This window comes from Haloarcula sp. Atlit-47R (assembly GCF_003665985.1).
GTDB classification, from domain to species: Archaea; Halobacteriota; Halobacteria; order Halobacteriales; family Haloarculaceae; genus Haloarcula; species Haloarcula taiwanensis.
Genome location: NZ_QPLQ01000001.1, coordinates 1,008,793 through 1,026,823 on the forward strand (window position 1 = coordinate 1,008,793; position 18,031 = coordinate 1,026,823).

Here is an 18,031-nt window from a genome sequence, read left to right on the forward strand (position 1 = left end):
AGCGAACGCGGGTCTTTTTCCCGCAGGGACCGCAGGAGTGGTATGGAAGTCTTCGCGGTCGAGGGGCTGCCCGAGGTTCGACCTGGCGATGACATAGCCGAGTTGCTCGTCGAGCAGGCCGACCTGCGGGATGACGACGTGGTCTGTGTCGCCAGCACCATCGTTTCCAAAGCCAGCGGACGCGGCCGGTCGCTGTCATCGTACGAGCCGGGCGAGCGCGCCCGGCGTATCGCGGCGACCATCGAGGATATCGCCGGTGAAGAGAAGGACCCGCGGATGGCACAGGCGATTATAGCGGAGTGTGAGGAAGTGCTGGTCGAAGCCCCGTTCATCCTCGGGGTGACGGATTTCGGCCACATCACGGTCAACGCGGGCATTGACCGCTCGAACGTGCCCGACTCGGACCTCCTCTTACTTCCCGAAGACCCGACGGCGGAGGCTGAAGCGATCCGTGACGGCATCCGCGAGCAGGCGGGCGTCGAACCCAGTGTCATCGTTACTGACACGTCAGGCCGGCCGTTCCGTCTCGGCCAGCGCGGGGTCGCGCTGGGCTGGGCCGGTCTTTCTGCGTCACGGGACTGGCGTGGCGAACACGACCGCGACGGCCGTGAACTCGAAGCCACCGTCCAGGCCGTCGTCGACGAACTCGCCGCCGCGGCCAACCTCGTCACCGGCGAGGGTGACGGCGGAACACCCGCCGCAGTCGTCCGCGATTTCGACTTCGGCGACCACGCGGGCAGCGAGCAACTGTTCCGCGACCCGGAGAAGGACGTAGTCAGACAAGCACTCAGACAGTGGTCACATGTACGCGATTGAACTCACCCCGGAACACCCGGTCGCACAGCTCGCCTCGTTTGCCGAACAGGCTGAATCGAACGCGCTCGACGCCGTCTACGTCAGTCACCACTACAACAACCGCGACCAGTTCATGTCGCTGACCGCGATGGCCGAGCGGACCGACGAGGTACTGCTCGGCCCCGGCATCGCGAACCCCTACGAAACGCACCCAGTGACGCTAGCGTCGCGGGTCGCAACGCTGGACGAACTGAGCGACGGCCGGGCGGTCTTCGGCATCGGGCCGGGCGATAAGTCGACGCTCAGCAATCTCGGCTTCGACCACGACGACGCGCTGCGACGCGTGCTTGAGACGTTCAAGACCGCCCGGAAGCTCTGGGACGGCGAGCGGGTCGACCACGACGGGACGTTTGAGGCCGTCGACGCCGGGCTGAACTACGAGGTCGGTGAGATTCCGGTGTACGTCGGCGCGCAGGGGCCGCACATGACCCGGATGGCAGCGAAACACGCTGACGGCGCGCTGTACAACGGTGCGCATCCGAAAGACCTCGCGTGGGCACGCGAGCAGGTGGAGGACATGGCCGACGAGCGACCCGAGGAGTACGGCGAGTTCGACCTCGCGGCCTACGCCAGCGTCTCGGTCGCCGAGGACGCGACCGAGGCACGGGAGGCCGCGCGGCCGCCGGTCGCGTTCGTCGCCGCCGGCTCACCCCCGGCAGTGCTCGACCGCCACGGCATCGACCACGAGGCCGCCGAAGATATCGGGCAGGCGATCTCCGCCGGCGATTTCACGGCCGCATTCGACGGCGTTACCGAGGCGATGCTGGACGCGTTCTGTATCGCCGGGACGCCGGAGACGGTGGCCGAGCGCACGGCGGTGCTGGAAGAACACGCAGACAGCGTGGTGTTCGCGTCGCCGCTCGGGCCGGATGTCGAGACGGCTATCGATTTGCTTGGGGCGGTCCGCGACCGCCGGAGCCGCTGAACAGCGAAAGCACGGCCCCCAGCGACAGGTACCCGAAGAAGGCGACCGAGACGGTCGTGATGACGGCACCGACGGCGAGCATAAGCGCCGCCAGCGGGTCGTTCAGTGCCACGTCGATAAACCAGCCGGGCATGTCGATGATGCTCTGGAGCAGTTCCGACAGCAGTCCTTGCATTACCTGAACGTTAGCGTGGCCCTACTTTGCGTTTGCGTTCCCGGCCACCACACGGGCGCTCGAGAGCCGCTCTCGTCCGGAGTTACAATCGAGCGCCCTTACGCGACGGGTTCGAGTTCCGCTGAGAAGTGTCTGAGTTCTTCCATCGGTGGCTCCCAGACGATTTTCAGGCCGGTGTACTCGTCGCGGCGGTCGCGGACGCGAGCAGCGGTCTCCGCGATGTGTTCGAGGTGTTCGCGCCAGTATGTCCGGCGGGGCAGGGCGAGGCGGACGAGTTCCGGACGGTCGGTCCCGGGGAAGGCGAACGAGCCGAGTTCGACTGTCCGGACGCCGCCTTCGCGGTAGAGTTCACAGACGAGGCGCTGCCCGGGGAACTGGTCGGCGGGAATATCCGGGAACAGGGCCGCGGCATCAATGTAGACGGCGTGACCGCCGGTCGGCGTGACAATCGGGATGTCGCGCTCACGCAGGAGGTCGCCGAGGGTCGCGACCTGTTCGATCCGCTCGGCGACGTACGGCGGTTGGACCGCTTCCCGGAGACCGGTGGCCATCGCTTCGAGATCGCGACCCGCGAGGCCCCCGTAAGTCGGAAACCCCTCGTACAGGATCGCGCGCTGTTTGCACTGTTCGAACAGGGCAGCGTCGCGAACGGCAGTGAACCCGCCGATGTTTGTGAGTGCGTCCTTTTTCCCACTCATCGTGATTGCGTCCGCGGGACGCAACTGCTCGCGAGCGATCTCATTGAGGGGCGTGTCGGCGTATTCGGGGTCCCGTTGTTTGATGAACTGTGCGTTTTCGGCGAACCGACAGGCGTCGATGACGAACGTTGCGTCGATTTCCGTGGCGAAGGCGGCCGTCTCGCGGATGTTCTCCATGGACACCGGCTGACCGGCGGCGGAGTTGTTCGTGATCGTCAGGACGACAGCCGAAACAGCATCCTCCCCGTACTTTTCGACGGCGTCCCACCCACGGTCTGTGGAGAAGTTTCCGGCAAACGTCCCGACGCTGTCGGAGGTCAGATCCGTCTCTGCCGGGCAGTCGACCGCAGTAGCGCCTTGATTCGTTACGTGTGCGCGGGTGGTGTCGAAATGCGTGTTGTTGAGCACGACGTCACCCTCGTCCAATAGCGCCCCGAAGAGGACGTTCTCCGCGCCGCGGCCCTGATGAGTCGGGACCACGCGGTCGAATCCCATCACGTCGGCGACCGCCTCACGGAAGCGTTCGAACGAGCGCGAACCGGCGTAGGCCTCGTCCCCGCGGACTACGTCCGCCCACTGGTCGTCACTCATCGCGCCAGTCCCCGAATCAGTCAACAGGTCGATAAAGACATCATCCGAAGCGAGGTTAAAGACGTTGTGTCCGGCCTCGGTGAGCGCGGCCGCACGTCGTTCACGGGGTGGGAGCTGTATCGAGGTTACCGATTTGGCCTTGTACGAGCGCATGCTGTGTCGCAGTACGGCGACCGACTTATTCCCCATCTGATAGTCTGTGTACAGCGGTGGGCTGAGATGTCCATCACCAGCCGAGTACGGCTATCGGTGGACAGGTGTTTCTGGCAGGCCAAAATAGCGGGCATTTTGGGGCCACAACTGCTGGAGGGACGTATGAGCGTTCGCGAGGAATTCGACGCGTGGGCGGCCGAAGGCAAAGACAGAGGGATGGAAGACCGGCACTGGCACACCGCCAAGCACGTCCTCGCCCGGATGCCGGTCGAACCGGGCGACACGGTCCTCGACCTCGGAACGGGGTCGGGCTATGCGCTCCGTGCGCTTCGGGACACCAACGACGCCGGGCCCTGCTATGGTCTCGACGGGTCGCCGGAGATGCTCCGGAACGCCCGCGAGTACACGGACGACGACGGTATCGGGTTCCTGCGCGGGGACTTCGACGCCCTGCCGTTTGCGACCGACAGCATCGACCACGTGTTCTCGATGGAGGCGTTTTACTACGCCAGCGACCCGCCACACACGCTCGAAGAAATCGCACGAGTGCTGCGACCGGGCGGGACCGCCCACATCGCGGTGAACTACTACGAGGAGAACGTCCACTCCCACGAGTGGCAGGAGTTCATCGACATCGAGATGACACGCTGGAGCGCCCCGGAGTACCGCGAGGCCTTCCGCGAGGCGGGGCTGGCCGTGGCATCACAGGACACCATCCCCGACCGCGAGGTCGAGATCCCGCCGGCGGATGCGTTTCCAACCGACGAGTTCGAGACCCGAGAGGCGATGGTCGAGCGCTACCGCGAACTTGGGACGTTGCTGACTGTCGGCATCGCCACGGAATAACGGCCCGGATAGCCGGTCAAAACACGGACCTCGGCCGGAACGACCGACAGAGTATTTTGTGGCCGCAGGCAAAACGAAGGAGTATGGCCGAAGATACCTCGCTGGAGGACTTTCTCGACGGTGGCGACAAGAGCGAGGATGGGGGAGAGAACGGCACGTCTGCGAGAGACGAGACGACAGAGACAGAAAGCGAAGCCTCCGACGCCGAAGCCTCGACCGACGGGGTCGACCCGGCCGTGACGACGTACGCGTGGTCGCCCGATGGAGCGGCCTGCGCCGAGTGTGGGGAGGTCGTCGAGCGGCGGTGGACACAGGACGGCATCCTCGTCTGTGGGGCGTGTAAGTCCTGGTGAGCGGCGCTACCGGCCGCGAACCGGATGTGTGTTGTTCTCACCCATCCACAGAGTTACATACGCGCACGCCATAGACGCGGCTACAACTGAACGGCCCGGAGGATGTGGTACCCCACACAAGACACTTACTGGTCGACAGGGCAGACTATCCTACCAGTCCCCGTGCCACGGCGTCGTCCCACGAGATTGCGACTATGACAGACACTGACACCTCACGCAGTCAACAGTCGGACAGTCCTCTCCGCGACGCCACACGCGTCGCCAATCAGGTGATCGAAAACGTCGAACAGGTCATCGTCGGGCAACACGACGCCATCGAACACATCGTCATCGCGCTGCTTGGACGCGGTCACGTCCTGCTTGAGGACGTCCCCGGCGTCGGCAAGACGATGTTAGCCCGTTCCGTCGCGGCGTCGTTCGACGGCGAATTCAAGCGCGTCCAGTTCACGCCGGACCTCCTCCCGACCGACGTGACCGGTGTCAACATCTACAACCAGAAGACACAGGAGTTCGAGTTCCGGCCGGGGCCGATCTTCGCCAACGTCGTCCTCGGAGACGAGATCAACCGCGCGCCGCCGAAAACGCAGTCGGCGCTGCTGGAAGCGATGGAGGAACAGCAGGTCTCGGTCGACGGGACCACACACCCCGTGCCACAGCCGTTCACGGTCATCGCTACGCAGAACACAGTCGAGCAGAACCGGGCCTACGACCTGCCGATGGCCGAACTCGACCGGTTCATGACGAAGCTCCATCTGGGGTATCCGAACGAGGCGGCGGAGACGGAGATGCTGGGTGACGTGGTGGGCCACCACCCCATCGAGGAACTGTCGTCGGTCGCCACGCTCGAAGCGCTCTCCGCCGCTCGGGAAACAGTAGCCGACGTGACCGTCGAAGAGCCGATCCGGTCGTACGCGACCCGACTCGCGCGGTACACGCGGGAGAACGCACAGCTGGGTGTCAGCCCGCGAGGGAGCATCTCGCTGCTCCGGGCGGCACAGGCCCGCGCCGTACTCGACGGCCGCAGTTACGTCATCCCCGACGACATCCAGACTGAAGCGCCGGTCGTCCTGCCACACCGCATCCGGACCGAGCGCAGCGAGCAGGACGCCCGGGAACTCGTCGCGGAGGCACTCGATACCGTCTACGTCGAATGAGACCGACACGCCGTGGTTTCGCCGTCCTCGCCGTCGCCGTTGCCGCCCTATTGGTCAGTGCCAGATTCGGGCAGCCCGGGCTTACTGCCGTTGCCGGCCCGCTGTTCGTGGGTGTGTTCGCCGCCGCCGTGCAGGTTCGCTGGAGCGGCGCACCGACCGTCGAGCGGGGCCGCCTCCGCCGCGGGTTTCCCGGCGAGACGAAGCCCGTGGAGTTCCGCGTCGACGGCAGCGGGATTGCGACGGTCACCGACCGGCTTTCTGAGGGGCTTGAGGGAGAGACGACAGTCCGGAAGTCCCTGCCCGCGACGGTGACCTACCGCGTCACCTACACGGCCCGGGGCGAGCAACAGGTCGGCCCAGTCGACGTGACGGTGACGGACGCGCTTGGGCTCGTCAGGGAGCACTACACCATCGGAAACAGAACCGACGTGCTCGTGTATCCGCCCGTCTACCGGCTGGGCGGGACAGACGCGTTCGCGCAGACGTTCACGCCGGAAAACGAAGACCGGCAGTCGTTCGACCGATTGCGCGAGTACGTCAGCGGCGACTCCTTGCGGGACGTGCACTGGAAATCCAGCGCCAAGCGCGAGAACCTGTTAGTCAAGGAGTTCACCGACAGCCGAAGCGACCGGACCCTGCTCGTTGCCGCGGAAGCCCAGCAAGGGCACGCCGACGCGATGGCCGCTGCGGCGGCGACCATCGCGATGGCCGCGCTGGAGAGCGGTCTGGCCGTCGAACTTGCCGTTCCGAACGATGGGGTTGAACAGGGGTACGGCGACACCCATCGAACGCGACTGCTCGAACTGCTGGCCCGTGCCGACGCGGGCCGGACCGACCGTGTGGACGACGCTGACGTGGTCGTCACGGCCAACGGCGACGGCGTCACGGTGTCGGTTGACGGCCGCCGCCAGTCCTTCGGCGACGTGACCGCCAGCCGTGACAACCCCATCGCGGGCGAGGTGAACGGATGAGCGCCGCCGTCACGGAACGGGTCCGCGGCCGGGTCTCGTGGAGCGGGTCCCGGATACTGGCGTTGCTTGGGGCGGCGCTGGCCATCGGCGCGCCACTGCGGACGATGTACTACCTCAGCGACGTGGTCGGCGACCCGACCCTGTTTCTGGCGCTTGCCGCGCTCTCGTTCGTGGGTGCAACGCTGCTTGCCCGCGTGCTCAGACCGCCCCTCGCGGTCGGTGTCGGCGCAGTGCTGTTCGCTGGCGGACTCGTCGCGTACATCCTGAGCCTCTCGACGAATCCGGCGGTGACAGACCTGCTGGGGGATACCGCCGCCCTGCTGACCGGGCGGTCGCTGCTCCAGATTGCCAAGGTCAGGCTGTGGGTGCTGTCGTTCGCGCCGGCACCGGTGTTTCTGACCTGGTATTTCGCGCTACGGCGCTGGTACGTGACGGCGACGGTGGCGGCCGGCACAGCGCTCGCGTTCTTCGCCCTGACGACCGACGCCGGTGTGGTGACGACCCTGCTGGGCGTCGTCGGCATCGCGGCGACTATCGGGTTCGGGACGCTCGATACACTGTCAGCGGACGAGCCGGCAGACCTGACGAAGCGACCCGACGCGATGACTGGCGGTGACGCGACGGAGCACCCGGACGACGGCGGCGAGGGAATCGACGCCGGGCGGCGCGCTGTCCTCGAACAGCTGGCGGCGATCATCGTCGTCCCGGCGGCGCTGTCACAGGTACCAATCACCCGTGACAGCTTGCTATCGTACGACGACGGGTCGGAGGGTCAGACCGTCGAGGGGAGCCTCTTCGATGCCGGGGAGTCCCTCTCGGTACAGGGGAGCATCTCGTTGACGCCTGAGATACGGTACACTGTCGAAAGCGAAGAACCGCGCTACTGGCGGGTCGCCTCCTACGACCGCTACACCGGTAACGGGTGGGTCCGGACTGGAACTCCACGCCCGTACGGCGACCAGCGCCTCGACAGCCCACCGGGTGAAACTCGGACGCTTCGACAGGAGTTCCGGGCAGAGTCGACCATCGGGACTGTTCCGGCCGCCTGGAAGCCCGTTCGTTACTCTGGGGGACCGTCGGTCTCGGTCTCCAGCGAGGGCGGATTCCAGCCCGACGGCACGCTGTCGACAGGCGACAGCTACGAGGTCAGGAGCGAGCTGCTCGTGGCGACCCCGGACGGGCTGCGTGAGGCCGGGACCGACTACGACGACGCGACCGTGGAGCTGTACACCCAGCTCCCCGACAGCACGCCGGACCGGGTTGAGGAACGGACGGCTATTCTCACCGCGAACGCCGAGAACCCCTACGAGACAGCGCTGGTCATCGAACGCTGGCTGCAGGACAGCAAGGGCTACTCACTTGACGTCGATCGACCCGGTTTCAACGTCGCCGACGCCTTCCTCTTCGAGATGGACGAGGGGTACTGCGTCTACTTCGCGACGACGATGGTGACGATGCTCCGGACCCAGGGCATCCCGGCGCGCATGACCGTCGGGTACACCTCTGGCCAGCGAATCGACGAGAACGAGTGGGTCGTGCGCGGGCTGAACTCCCACGCGTGGGTCGAGGTGTACTTTCCTGGGCAAGGCTGGGTGCAGTTCGACCCGACGCCGTCCGGGCCGCGCGAAGAAGTCAGACAGCAACGTATCGAGGACGCGAATGCGGACGGACCGTCGCCCACTGTCGGCGACGGAGACCCGGTGGAGCAGTACACGCCATCCGATACGTCGACGCCCGCCCCGTTGACTGAGACCAACGATACCGAAACCGAACCGACTGAGACGCCGACGGCCACCGAAACTGACACGCCAACCAGCACGACAGGAGCGTCCGACACGGACGAGTCGACGGAGTTGCGCCTGCCGGCGCTCCCGTCGCGCGAGGAGATGACGCTGGGCGTCGTCGCGCTGCTCGGCATCGCAGCGGGCGCGCGCCGGTCCGGCCTTAGCGAGCGAGCGTACCGGGCGGTATGGCTGCGATACCAGCGTCGTGTGGACCCCGAGTCCGATGTCGAGCGGGCGTTCCAGCGGGCCATGTACATCCTTTCAAAGGACCACCGGAGCCGCAAGAGCGGTGAGACAGTACGGGCGTATCTCGACGCGATAGAGGCCGACGACCGGGTCCGGCGACTGGCCGCGCTACGGGAGCGACTCCGGTACGGCGGCGAGGTCGACGAAGCGATTGCCGACGAGGCAGTCGAACTCGCCGATGGAATCGTCTCTGACCGGTAGTCCCCGACAGTGTTTAATAGGTCGTGTTCGTAGGCGCGATTGTAATGTCGGAAGTCTGCTCGACGTGCGGGCTGCCTGAGGAGCTCTGCGTCTGTGAGGACGTCGCTAAGGAGTCCCAGGAGATTAACATCCGCATCGACGAGCGCCGTTACGGGAAGGAGGTAACGATCATCGAGGGATTCGACCCGAAAGACGTCGACATGGACTCGCTGTCCTCAGACCTCAAGTCGAAGTTCGCCTGCGGTGGCACTGTCGAGGACGGACAGATAGAGCTCCAGGGCAATCACACGGGCCGCGTCGAGGATTTCCTCCGCGACAAAGGTTTCAACGTCGCCTGAACTCCTGACTGCCAACGGTTCTCGTGAGAGCGCCGTGGCAAGCCGCTGCTGTGACCTACTCCCTGGTTTTCAGCTGTGATCGCCCGCAGTGAACTATATCCAGCCGTTTTTGTGCCGTCGTGAGAACTTCTGAGTACAACCAGGAGCAGCGGCTATCGATGCGTGATACCAACACTCACGATCGGCGGTCAACTATTTCAACCATGGGACGGTAACTGTTCGCAATGTTCGTTGTACCCCGGCGGGTGGTGGCCGTCGGACTCGTGGTCCTTCTCCTCGGTGGGGGAATCGCGTCGCTCCCGGTGGCGGCGACTACTGACCACGGGGCGGTGACTGACGACGACGGACTGGCGGCTGGGGTCGGCGAGAACTGCACGTACAGAAGTGAGACAGCGCCAAATCGGAGTGGGGCGACGGTCGGGACAGTGCAGTCGTCGACAGGCACTGCCGAGGCGAATAGCTCAGTAATCCGGACGAGAAGCGCCGATACACATCGACGACAGCCACGGGAACAAGGCGGGGACATAGCTACGACAGCGGCCGGCATGGAGACGGGGACAGCCATATCGGGTACAGCACAGACCAGCGATGGTGACGTAATTCAGCAGACACAGACTTACGCGCGCGTACCGGAACAGCCGGGCGAAGTCGCGGTGACTCTGACCTACGAGGTGCCAGACCGGGTTGTCGACCTCGAAACGCACGTCCCGGCGGCGGCGACGGTGACCGAAACGGACGGGTTCGAGCGCGTCAACGAGTCCGTGTACGAGTGGGAAGAGCCGACGGATACAGCGACGATCAGCTACCACATCAACCCGAATCGGACCATCGAAAAGAGCGGTCCGGAGGGTGCCGAGGGACGGTATCTCAGCGTCGATACGGGCGAGTGGGCGCTGCTCACACGCTCACAGACGCCGACGCGCTGGCGCTACACCGGCCGTGACCCCGTCAGGTACAACCGGACACTCCGGACGGCGGGGCCTGGTGCGGCGGGCGAGGAAATCGTGTACCTCGGCGAGGTCGCGACCTTCGAGGAGACGGCGCACAACCAGACGTTCACGCTGGCTGTGCCAGAGCGTGCGACGATGACGGCCTCACCGATTTCGGTGCTGGACTCGATGGCGAACGCGTCGAACGCGCTCCGGGTCGGTGACCGTGACGAGCAGGTGTTCGTCGTCGCCGCGCCATCCGGGGCCGTCAGCTGGGGGGTCGAGGGATATCAGATCGGTGACGCAGATATGTGGGTCCAGTCCCGGCAGTCGCTGGATGTCGCGAACAACGTCTGGCTCCACGAGTACGTCCACAGCCGGCAGGCCTACGAGACGACGGGGAAGACACGGTGGACGGTCGAAGGCTGGGCGACGTACTACGCCGCTGTCCTGACGCTGGAACAGAACCGGATCGGGTTCGACGAGTTTCAGGCACAGCTCGCGGCGGGCGGGCGGCCGGTCTACAGTGACGTGAGATTGACCGATAGGACAAGCTGGACGAACGACGCGAACTACTGGAAAGGGGCGCTCGTCGCCGGACGAACCGATGTCCACATCCGTTCGGCGACTGGCCGTAACCAGACACTCCAGCGCGTGTTTCAGTCGCTGAACGGCTACCGTGACCCCGTCACGCAGTCGCAGCTCCTCGCTGAGATCGAGTCCGCTAGTGACCCGAGCGTCCGGGACGCGACCGCGACGGAGACCGAGACGGCAGCGGCCGTGACGATGTGGAACGAGACGACACATCGGCGGTTGTTCGGTTCGATTCCCGCCCGTATTGGCTACAGCCTCCCGCCGGTCGACAGGGCGGACGCCTACCGCGCAGATAGTCTCTACCGGTCGGACACACCGGTCGGCGGTAGCGAACCGATCCGGCTGGCGACAAACGAGACGCTCGCGGTCGATGCCGTCGTCGAGAACGCTGGCGGCGAGGCAGGGGCGTACAACGTGTCGCTCGCGGTCAACGAGACTGTCGTCGACGCGAAACAGGGCCAGATCGAGCCGGGAGTACGGACCGAGGTTGAAGTGACACACACGTTTGCTGCCCCCGGCCGATACGTGATCAGCGTCGACGGTGACACCGTCACTGTCGTGGTGACGGAGCCGGCGGTAGCCAGCGTGACCGACGTCACCGCGAGTCCCCGCGAAGTCAAGCAGGGGGACAGGGTCGACGTGACTGCGACTGTCGCCAACGACAACGATATTCCGGGGACAGCAACGGTCGAGTTCCGCCGCAACGATGTCGTGTTCGCCGAACAGCGGCTGTATCTCTCGCCACAGGTAACGACAACAGTCACGCGAACAGTCACCCTCGATGAACGCGGTGAACGCGGAACAGTGTCGCTGTCGGTGGGTGACGGACGAACGACGACGACGGTCGACGTGGTCGTCTCAACGGAGACGGCGGCACCGCCGTCAACTCCGAGCCCGACGGAGATGCCCACAGACAAACGGACGACAGCGGGAGAGGGCGACGGCTTTACCGCGATTATCGCCGGTCTCGCGGTGTTGCTTGCAGCTCTGATTGCCCGCCAGCGTCGTTCCTGACACGAGCCCGAAGGGAACAGTTATTGCGGTCGGCCAGTCGTTGTCAACCGTGAACGTCGGAATCGCGTATGCCGTCCTGTCGGCGCTGGTGTTTGGGGTGTACCTGTTCGTGATGAAGCGGTGGTTCACCGACTACCCGTCGCCGGTGTTTCTGTTGCTTACCTACAGCCTGGTCCCCGTCGTCTACCTCCCGATCGTCTTCGCCAGCAACGAGCCGTTCCTCCCGGCGGGCAGCCGCATCAACGCCCTCTCGTCAATACTCGCTGTGACGGCGGTGACGGCAGTGGGGCTGCTCACCCTCTTTCGAGCGATCCGCGTCGGCGAAGTCTCCTACGTGTCGCCGATCAGCAAAATCGTCCCCGTGTTCGTATTGCCGCTTGAAGTCGGTTTGCTGGGCCAGCACCTCTCTGCGCTGCAGGTCGGCGGCGTCGTCGTCGCGACTGCCGCCGTCTACGTCGCAAACTGGCAGGGGACAGCGTTACTGGCCCCGCTCAAGCGGGCCCGGAAGTCCCGGCCCGCACAACTGGCGCTGCTGTCGGCTGCGGCGTTCGCGCTCGTTGATGTAAGCAAGCGGGTGCTGATGCAGGAACTGGCCATCGAACCGACGACGTACATCCCGGTGATGGCCGTCGGCATCGCCGTCTTGATGACGCCGCTCGCGTTCCGGTATCAGGTCCCGTCGGGATGGCGGGGGGATCTCCCGAAGTTCGTCGTCGCAGCGATGTTCGTCGCCTACGCAAACCACATCGTGTTGCTGTCCTTCCAGTTGCTCCCGGCGAGTATCGTGTCACCAATCGTCAACGGGCAGGCTATCGTCGCCGTCATTCTGGGTGCGATTGTACTCGACGAGGCGCAGTTCCGAGCACGGCTGGCCGCTGCGGGGCTCGCTATCGTCGGTATCGCGATGATATCGGTCGGATAGAAAAGTCAGGCCGACTTTCGTTCCGACGCGCAGCCAACCTGTACCGCATAGCTCGATTGAAGCCACGCGGTCGGGTTCTCGGTGTCGTAGACGACGACGTCGCCGCCGCCAGTGGTGAAGCTGCCGTACTGCTCGTCGGAGTCGGTAGTATCGCGCGACGCTGGTTCCATTGTGGTACAAGGGCACATCCGACACAGCGCTACATAAGTGTTTCTCGGATGTGGTATGAAGTATTATTAGCATACTAGGATTTTGCTGAACAACAGAGTCCTACTGAGAGACCAGCACCGATATGTGGCCGCCGGCAAAGGCATCTGATATGACACGAGCGGACGCCCCAGTGACACTGCCAGTCGTGCTGACTGTCGCCGGCAGCGACTCCGGTGGTGGGGCCGGTATCCAGGCTGACCTCAAGACTATCGAGGCCTGTGGCGGCTTCGGGACCAGCGCGATCACGAGTGTGACGGCACAGAACACCACGGGCGTACAGGGCCAGCATCTGCTCCCGATTGAGGAGATCGAGGCTCAGATCGAGGCGGTGACGGGTGATTTCGACGTGGCCGCAGTCAAGACGGGAATGCTTGCGACGAGCGAGGTCATCGACCTAGTCGTGGACCACGCCGCCGACCTGCCGAACCTCGTCGTCGACCCAGTAATGGTGGCAGCCTCGGGCGACCGGCTGCTGGCCGCCGAGGCCGAAGACGCCTACGAATCGCTCATCGCCGAGGCGACGGTCGTCACACCGAACGCCGACGAGGCCGCCGTCCTGACCGGGCGCGATGTCGACGACGCCGCGGCCGCGGAACAGGCTGGCCGCGACCTCGTCGAGATGGGGGCCGACAGCGCGCTCGTAAAGGGGGGCCACGTCCCGGGTGACGCCGTCGTCGATACGCTCGTGACCGAAGACGGGGTGACGACGTTCCGCCACGACCGCATCGACACCGAAGCCACTCACGGCTCTGGCTGTACGCTCTCTTCGGCCATCGCGACACAGTTAGCCCACGGCGACGACCTGCCGACGGCAGTCGGAAGCAGTGTCGACCTGCTTGCGAGCGCAGTTCGATATAACGTCGACATCGGAGAAGGTCCCGGTGCGGTCCACCACCTCGTCCAGGCGCGTAACGACGCCGCACACCATCCGACGAGCGAGGCCGTCGAGCGAGTTGTGTCGGCGCTCGTCGAGGCGGACGTGTCCGGGCTGGTTCCCGAGCGAGGGATGACCGTCGCCGGCGCGACCCCCTACGCAGAGACACCCGACGCGGTCGCCGCCGTTGAGGGCCGCATCGCCCGCACGATGGACGGCGTCCGACCGAACCGCGGCGTCCGCTTCGGCGCGTCCACAACGGTGGCTCGCGCCCTGCTGACCGCCCGTGAACACGACCCGTCGCTCCGGTTCGCCATCGACTGTCGGCTGACCGACGCCGTCGAGGACGCGCTGTCGTCGCTAGACGGCACGAGTGCCTCGTACGACCCGGGCAAGCGACCGGACGGGGTCGCCGCCGACGCCACGGCCCAATGGGGCGTCGACCGGGCATTCGGAGCCAGCGACGACCCGCCCGTCGCCGTCGTCGGCCGTGAGGGGCTAGGTACCGACGAGCACGCGATGCTGTTCGGGGCGACCGTCGATGCCATCGTCTCGCGCGTCAAGACGGTCCACGAGGCCGTCGACGACGGGGCGTAACGGAACCGGGCGGAGTAGAGCGGTCGTGCGCTGATCTGACACAGACGGTGGCCGCGTTTAACCCCGAGCGACGCATATCAGAACGTATGAGTGAGACACAGTCGAGCGAGCGGATTACGGTCTTCTCGGACTACGTCTGCCCGTTCTGTTATCTCGGACGCGAGTCGCTCAGGCAGTACCAGTCGACGCGCGAGGAGGAACTGGAGATCGACTGGCACCCCTTTGACCTCCGAAGTGGGAAGCGTAACCCCGACGGCTCCATCGACCACTCCGTCGACGACGGCAAGGACGAGGACTACTACGAGCAGGCAAAGCAGGGCGTGCGACGGCTCCAGGAGAAGTACGGCGTGGAGATGGACTTAGACATCGCCACCGACATCGACTCCCTGCCCGCCCAGATTGCCTCCTACTACGTCAAAGAGCACTACGACTACGAGACGTGGCTGACCTTCGACGTGGCCGTTTTCGAGGCGCTGTGGCAGGACGGCCAGGATATCGGCGACGAGGACCTGCTGGTCGACCTGGCCGAGGACGCGGGCGTCGATGGCGGCGAAATCCGCTCGGCGCTCGCGGACGACGCGCTCCGCTCAGCGGTCCGGGAGAAGTTTACCGCGGCACAGCGCCAGGGCATCACCGGCGTCCCGACGTTCGCCCACGATGGCCACGCCGCCCGCGGTGCGGTTCCGCCAGAGCAGCTAGAGCGGCTTGTCGAAGGCACCTGAGCGGGCGCTGTCGGGCGCTCAGGCGACGCGGTTCCGGAGTGATTCGCCGCGTGTGGCCCGTTCGACGTTTTCCTGAACAAGCGCCGCGATGTCCTCGTGATACCGGTTCGTGGACGCGGCGACGTGTGGCGTCACGATAGCCGACTCGTGGTCCCAGAGCGGGTGGGTTTCCGGCAGCGGTTCCTCCCAGTGGGCGTCGAGGGGCGCCCCCGCAATCGCCCCCGCATCGAGCGCGGCCAGCAGCGCGTCCTCGACGACGACCGGCCCCCGGGCGACGTTGACGAGGTAGCCGTCGTCCCGCATCGTTTCGAGGAGGGCGGCGTCGACCATCCCCTCGGTCGCCTCGGTGAGCGGACAGCACAGCACGACGAAGCGAGCGTCGCCGACGGCGGCGGCCAGTTCGTCGGGCGTGTACACGCGCTCGACATTCTCTGTGGGGTCGCCCGAGCGCCGGACGCCGACGACATCCATGCCGAGCGCGGCGGCCCGGTCGGCGACGCCCTGGCCGATGGTCCCCAGGCCGACCACGCACACCCGCTCGCCGGTCAGCGTGAACGGCGCTTCGTACGGCTCGTGGGTCCAGTCGGCGTCGCCCTGTCGGTCCCGATAGACGTGGAGCCGGCGGGCAAACGCCGTCAGATAGCCGACGACAGTCTCCGGGACGGTGTCGCCGTGAATGCCGGTGCTGTTCGTCAGCGCCGTCCCGGCGGTCTCGTAGGCGGCCACGTCGAACTCGTCGTAGCCCGCGCGGATGCCGTGGACCCAGGCGGCGTCCAGAAACACGTCTCGGGGGGAGAACGTGACGACGCAATCACCGGCGTCGAATGAGGCGTCGTCGCCGACAGCCTCGACGGGAACGTCGGACCCCTGTAACGCGGCGACCATCGCCTCCAGCGGACAGGCCTTCGCGACCGACTCGTGGACGGCGATTCTGTCGATATCCATACCCGTCCCTGCGGCGGGGACGGTATAGTCCTTTTCCGGAACGCGCCGGACCGCTCAGTCCCGGCGGCTGTCGAGCGCGTCAACGCGCATCTCGACGTAGCGGCGGGACCACCGCTTCGAGAAGCGGTGCAGGGCTCCGAAGAGTCCGCCGTCTACGGCGTCGCTGGCGTCTTCGTCGTAACTCGACCGGCCGCCCGACTCCATCGGTCCCTGTGGAAAACTCATGACGCTAGATGTTACCACGGCCTGTGAAATAAATATTAGGGATATTAGGGAGCCGGCGGAGCCATGCGTTTTTGCCGTCTTCGACGGTTTTTACAACGATTTTTGAAACAAGTACAGACAACAAGGGCTTTAACCGATAGTTCACAATGCTGGCTTCACGCGTCAATGACAACGTCGTCACCGTCTAGTCGACTCCAGAAGGGGTTTCTCAAGTACCAGCATGTCTTCGTCTTCCTGGCACCGCTGTTGTTCGTCGTCGGCGTGTACACCGCCGCGCCAACGCCCGCGGACGCGGGAAGCGGCTACTGGTTCGAGTACTGGTGGCTCTGTATCGCCTTCGTCACCGGTGCGACCATCGTCAACACGGTCGGTATCAGCGGGTCGGCGCTGTTCGTCCCGTTTCTCATCTTCGTCTTCCCGGTGCTCGCCGGGGAGACGCTGACCCCGGAGACGCTGGTGAAAGTCGGCCTCATCAGCGAGTCGTTCGGCCTCTCCAGTTCGGCGCTGGCGTTCATCCAGTACGGGCTCGTCGACCGACGACTCGCACTGAGCCTCGTCCTCGGGAGCGTGCCCTTCGTCGTCGCCGGGGCGCTGCTCTCGTTTGTCATCCCCGAACCGCTGTTTCACGCGCTGCTCGGCATCGCCCTGCTGGCGGCCTCGTACCTGCTTTTCAAGGCCGACCTCGGCCACGAAGAGCCGGGCGAGGCGGGCGACAGCGACCCCGACGTGTCGGCCGACGGCGGCGACAAGACCCTGCCCGACGACGCCAACAAACTCGGGCCGGCTGGCGTCGAGACGGCTGACGACGGGGCGGTTACGCGCGTCGACCGCGACGGCAACGACTACGGCTACACGCGCGGCGGCTACCTTGAGCGGTTCGCCAACTACAGCATCGGCGGCGTCTTCCAGGGCCTGGCCGGCTTCGGCGTCGGCGAACTGGGCATCATCTCGATGCTCCGAACGGATGTCCCCGTCCGGGTCGCCATCGGTACGAACCACATCGTTGTGGCACTGACAGCCGTTCTGGCCTCGGTGGTCCACGTCTTCGGCGGCGGCCTCGTTCCGGGCGCTCACTCTATCGACCTCGCGTCGACGCCGTGGAACATGGTCGTCTGGACCGTGCCCGCGACAGTCACCGGCGGCCAGATTGCACCGTACGTCTCGACCGCACTGGACACCGGGACCATCAAGAAGTTCGTCGGCGGGCTGTTCGCAGTCATCGCCGCCGCGCTGTTCCTGATGGCGACGGGTGGTGTCTGAGACGATGTACGACACGGTTCTCCTCCCGACCGACGGCAGCGACGGTATCGGTGCGGCGGCGCGCCACGCCGGCACGATTGCGGGCCGGTTCGACGCGACGGTCCACGTGCTCTCTGTCGTCGACACCCGGAACCGGTTCGAGAGCCCGTCGAGCGGCCTCTCGGCCGACGCCTGGCTCGACGCTGAGCGCGAGCGCGCCGCGGAGGCCATCGAGGCGACCGTCGCTGAGTTGCCGGACGACGTGTCGGTCGAAACCACACAGCGAGAGGGCGTCCCGAAAAGCGAAATCGTCGACGCGGTCACGGAACTCCCGGCAGACCTCGTCGTGATGGGGACCCACGGCCGGACCGGGCTGGACCACTATCTCATCGGAAGCGTCGCGGAGACGGTCGTTCGGGAGTCGCCGGTGCCGGTGCTGACCATCCAGTTGTCCGAGGAGTGACCACGGC

The 18,031-nt window shown here is 65.6% G+C and carries 19 protein-coding genes; 14 read left to right on the top strand and 5 right to left on the bottom strand.

Going from position 1 to position 18,031, the window contains the following annotated elements; all coding sequences use genetic code 11:
* Nucleotides 1-42 precede the first annotated feature (42 nt).
* Together DVK00_RS05275 and DVK00_RS05280 are read left to right on the top strand one after the other, a co-directional pair.
* A complete protein-coding gene (locus DVK00_RS05275; RefSeq protein ID WP_121577376.1) occupies nt 43-816 on the top strand; it encodes a coenzyme F420-0:L-glutamate ligase in 774 nt (257 codons plus the stop codon).
* Nucleotides 803-1,780, top strand: coding sequence for a 5,10-methylenetetrahydromethanopterin reductase (locus DVK00_RS05280; RefSeq protein ID WP_101351182.1), 978 nt, complete (start codon nt 803-805; stop codon nt 1,778-1,780). The genes DVK00_RS05275 and DVK00_RS05280 overlap by 14 nt, the downstream gene beginning before the upstream one ends.
* On the opposite strand, the gene DVK00_RS05285 is transcribed toward DVK00_RS05280, so the two are convergent.
* Complete coding sequence (locus DVK00_RS05285; RefSeq protein WP_004516066.1) at nt 1,737-1,955, bottom strand: hypothetical protein; 219 nt, start codon at nt 1,953-1,955, stop codon at nt 1,737-1,739. The genes DVK00_RS05280 and DVK00_RS05285 overlap by 44 nt on opposite strands.
* A gap of 98 nt (nt 1,956-2,053) precedes the next feature.
* The gene (locus DVK00_RS05290; protein ID WP_121512094.1) at nt 2,054-3,397 is read right to left on the bottom strand and encodes a tryptophanase; all 1,344 of its coding nucleotides are present in this window, start codon (nt 3,395-3,397) and stop codon (nt 2,054-2,056) included.
* A gap of 162 nt (nt 3,398-3,559) precedes the next feature.
* Here DVK00_RS05290 and DVK00_RS05295 point away from each other — a divergent pair, with 162 nt between their 5' ends.
* From DVK00_RS05295 to DVK00_RS05330, 8 genes are all read left to right on the top strand, one after another.
* The gene (locus DVK00_RS05295) at nt 3,560-4,243 is read left to right on the top strand and encodes a class I SAM-dependent methyltransferase (RefSeq protein WP_101351183.1); all 684 of its coding nucleotides are present in this window, start codon (nt 3,560-3,562) and stop codon (nt 4,241-4,243) included.
* Between the two features lie 83 nt (nt 4,244-4,326).
* Complete coding sequence (locus DVK00_RS05300) at nt 4,327-4,596, top strand: hypothetical protein (protein WP_101351184.1); 270 nt, start codon at nt 4,327-4,329, stop codon at nt 4,594-4,596.
* A gap of 194 nt (nt 4,597-4,790) precedes the next feature.
* Nucleotides 4,791-5,750 carry a MoxR family ATPase gene (locus DVK00_RS05305; RefSeq protein ID WP_101351185.1) on the top strand — a complete coding sequence of 320 codons (960 nt, stop codon included), beginning with the start codon at nt 4,791-4,793 and terminating at the stop codon, nt 5,748-5,750.
* Entirely contained in the window at nt 5,747-6,721 is a 975-nt protein-coding gene (locus tag DVK00_RS05310) for a DUF58 domain-containing protein (protein WP_121577377.1), read from the top strand. The genes DVK00_RS05305 and DVK00_RS05310 overlap by 4 nt, the downstream gene beginning before the upstream one ends.
* A complete protein-coding gene (locus DVK00_RS05315) occupies nt 6,718-8,952 on the top strand; it encodes a transglutaminase domain-containing protein (RefSeq protein ID WP_121577378.1) in 2,235 nt (744 codons plus the stop codon). The genes DVK00_RS05310 and DVK00_RS05315 overlap by 4 nt, the downstream gene beginning before the upstream one ends.
* Before the next feature lie 44 nt (nt 8,953-8,996).
* The gene (gene yciH, locus DVK00_RS05320) at nt 8,997-9,290 is read left to right on the top strand and encodes a stress response translation initiation inhibitor YciH (protein WP_004516073.1); all 294 of its coding nucleotides are present in this window, start codon (nt 8,997-8,999) and stop codon (nt 9,288-9,290) included.
* A gap of 224 nt (nt 9,291-9,514) precedes the next feature.
* Nucleotides 9,515-11,827, top strand: a complete 2,313-nt coding sequence (locus DVK00_RS05325; protein WP_121577379.1) for a peptidase — start codon at nt 9,515-9,517, stop codon at nt 11,825-11,827.
* Nucleotides 11,828-11,867: 40 nt separating this feature from the next.
* On the top strand, nt 11,868-12,749 hold the full coding sequence (locus DVK00_RS05330) for a DMT family transporter (RefSeq protein ID WP_101351488.1): 882 nt from the start codon (nt 11,868-11,870) through the stop codon (nt 12,747-12,749).
* 5 nt (nt 12,750-12,754) lie between these two features.
* Here DVK00_RS05330 and DVK00_RS21595 read toward each other — a convergent pair whose 3' ends face one another.
* Nucleotides 12,755-12,919: a hypothetical protein gene (locus tag DVK00_RS21595; RefSeq protein WP_170082748.1), complete on the bottom strand. Its 165-nt coding sequence runs from the start codon at nt 12,917-12,919 to the stop codon at nt 12,755-12,757.
* Between the two features lie 122 nt (nt 12,920-13,041).
* Between DVK00_RS21595 and thiD the strand changes: the two genes are divergently transcribed.
* A complete protein-coding gene (thiD, locus tag DVK00_RS05335) occupies nt 13,042-14,430 on the top strand; it encodes a bifunctional hydroxymethylpyrimidine kinase/phosphomethylpyrimidine kinase (RefSeq protein ID WP_101351189.1) in 1,389 nt (462 codons plus the stop codon).
* An 86-nt stretch (nt 14,431-14,516) separates the two neighbouring features.
* The gene (locus DVK00_RS05340) at nt 14,517-15,152 is read left to right on the top strand and encodes a DsbA family protein (RefSeq protein ID WP_121535687.1); all 636 of its coding nucleotides are present in this window, start codon (nt 14,517-14,519) and stop codon (nt 15,150-15,152) included.
* Nucleotides 15,153-15,170: 18 nt separating this feature from the next.
* Here the strand turns inward: DVK00_RS05340 and ddh are convergent, their stop codons facing one another.
* Nucleotides 15,171-16,097 carry a D-2-hydroxyacid dehydrogenase gene (gene ddh / locus DVK00_RS05345; protein ID WP_121577380.1) on the bottom strand — a complete coding sequence of 309 codons (927 nt, stop codon included), beginning with the start codon at nt 16,095-16,097 and terminating at the stop codon, nt 15,171-15,173.
* Between the two features lie 54 nt (nt 16,098-16,151).
* Nucleotides 16,152-16,322, bottom strand: a complete 171-nt coding sequence (locus DVK00_RS21305) for a hypothetical protein (RefSeq protein ID WP_157829441.1) — start codon at nt 16,320-16,322, stop codon at nt 16,152-16,154.
* Nucleotides 16,323-16,487: 165 nt separating this feature from the next.
* On the opposite strand from DVK00_RS21305, the gene DVK00_RS05350 reads away from it, so the two are divergent.
* Both DVK00_RS05350 and DVK00_RS05355 read left to right on the top strand, forming a co-directional pair.
* Entirely contained in the window at nt 16,488-17,582 is a 1,095-nt protein-coding gene (locus tag DVK00_RS05350; RefSeq protein ID WP_101351192.1) for a sulfite exporter TauE/SafE family protein, read from the top strand.
* Between the two features lie 4 nt (nt 17,583-17,586).
* Entirely contained in the window at nt 17,587-18,024 is a 438-nt protein-coding gene (locus DVK00_RS05355) for a universal stress protein (protein ID WP_121577527.1), read from the top strand.
* Nucleotides 18,025-18,031: the final 7 nt, after the last annotated feature.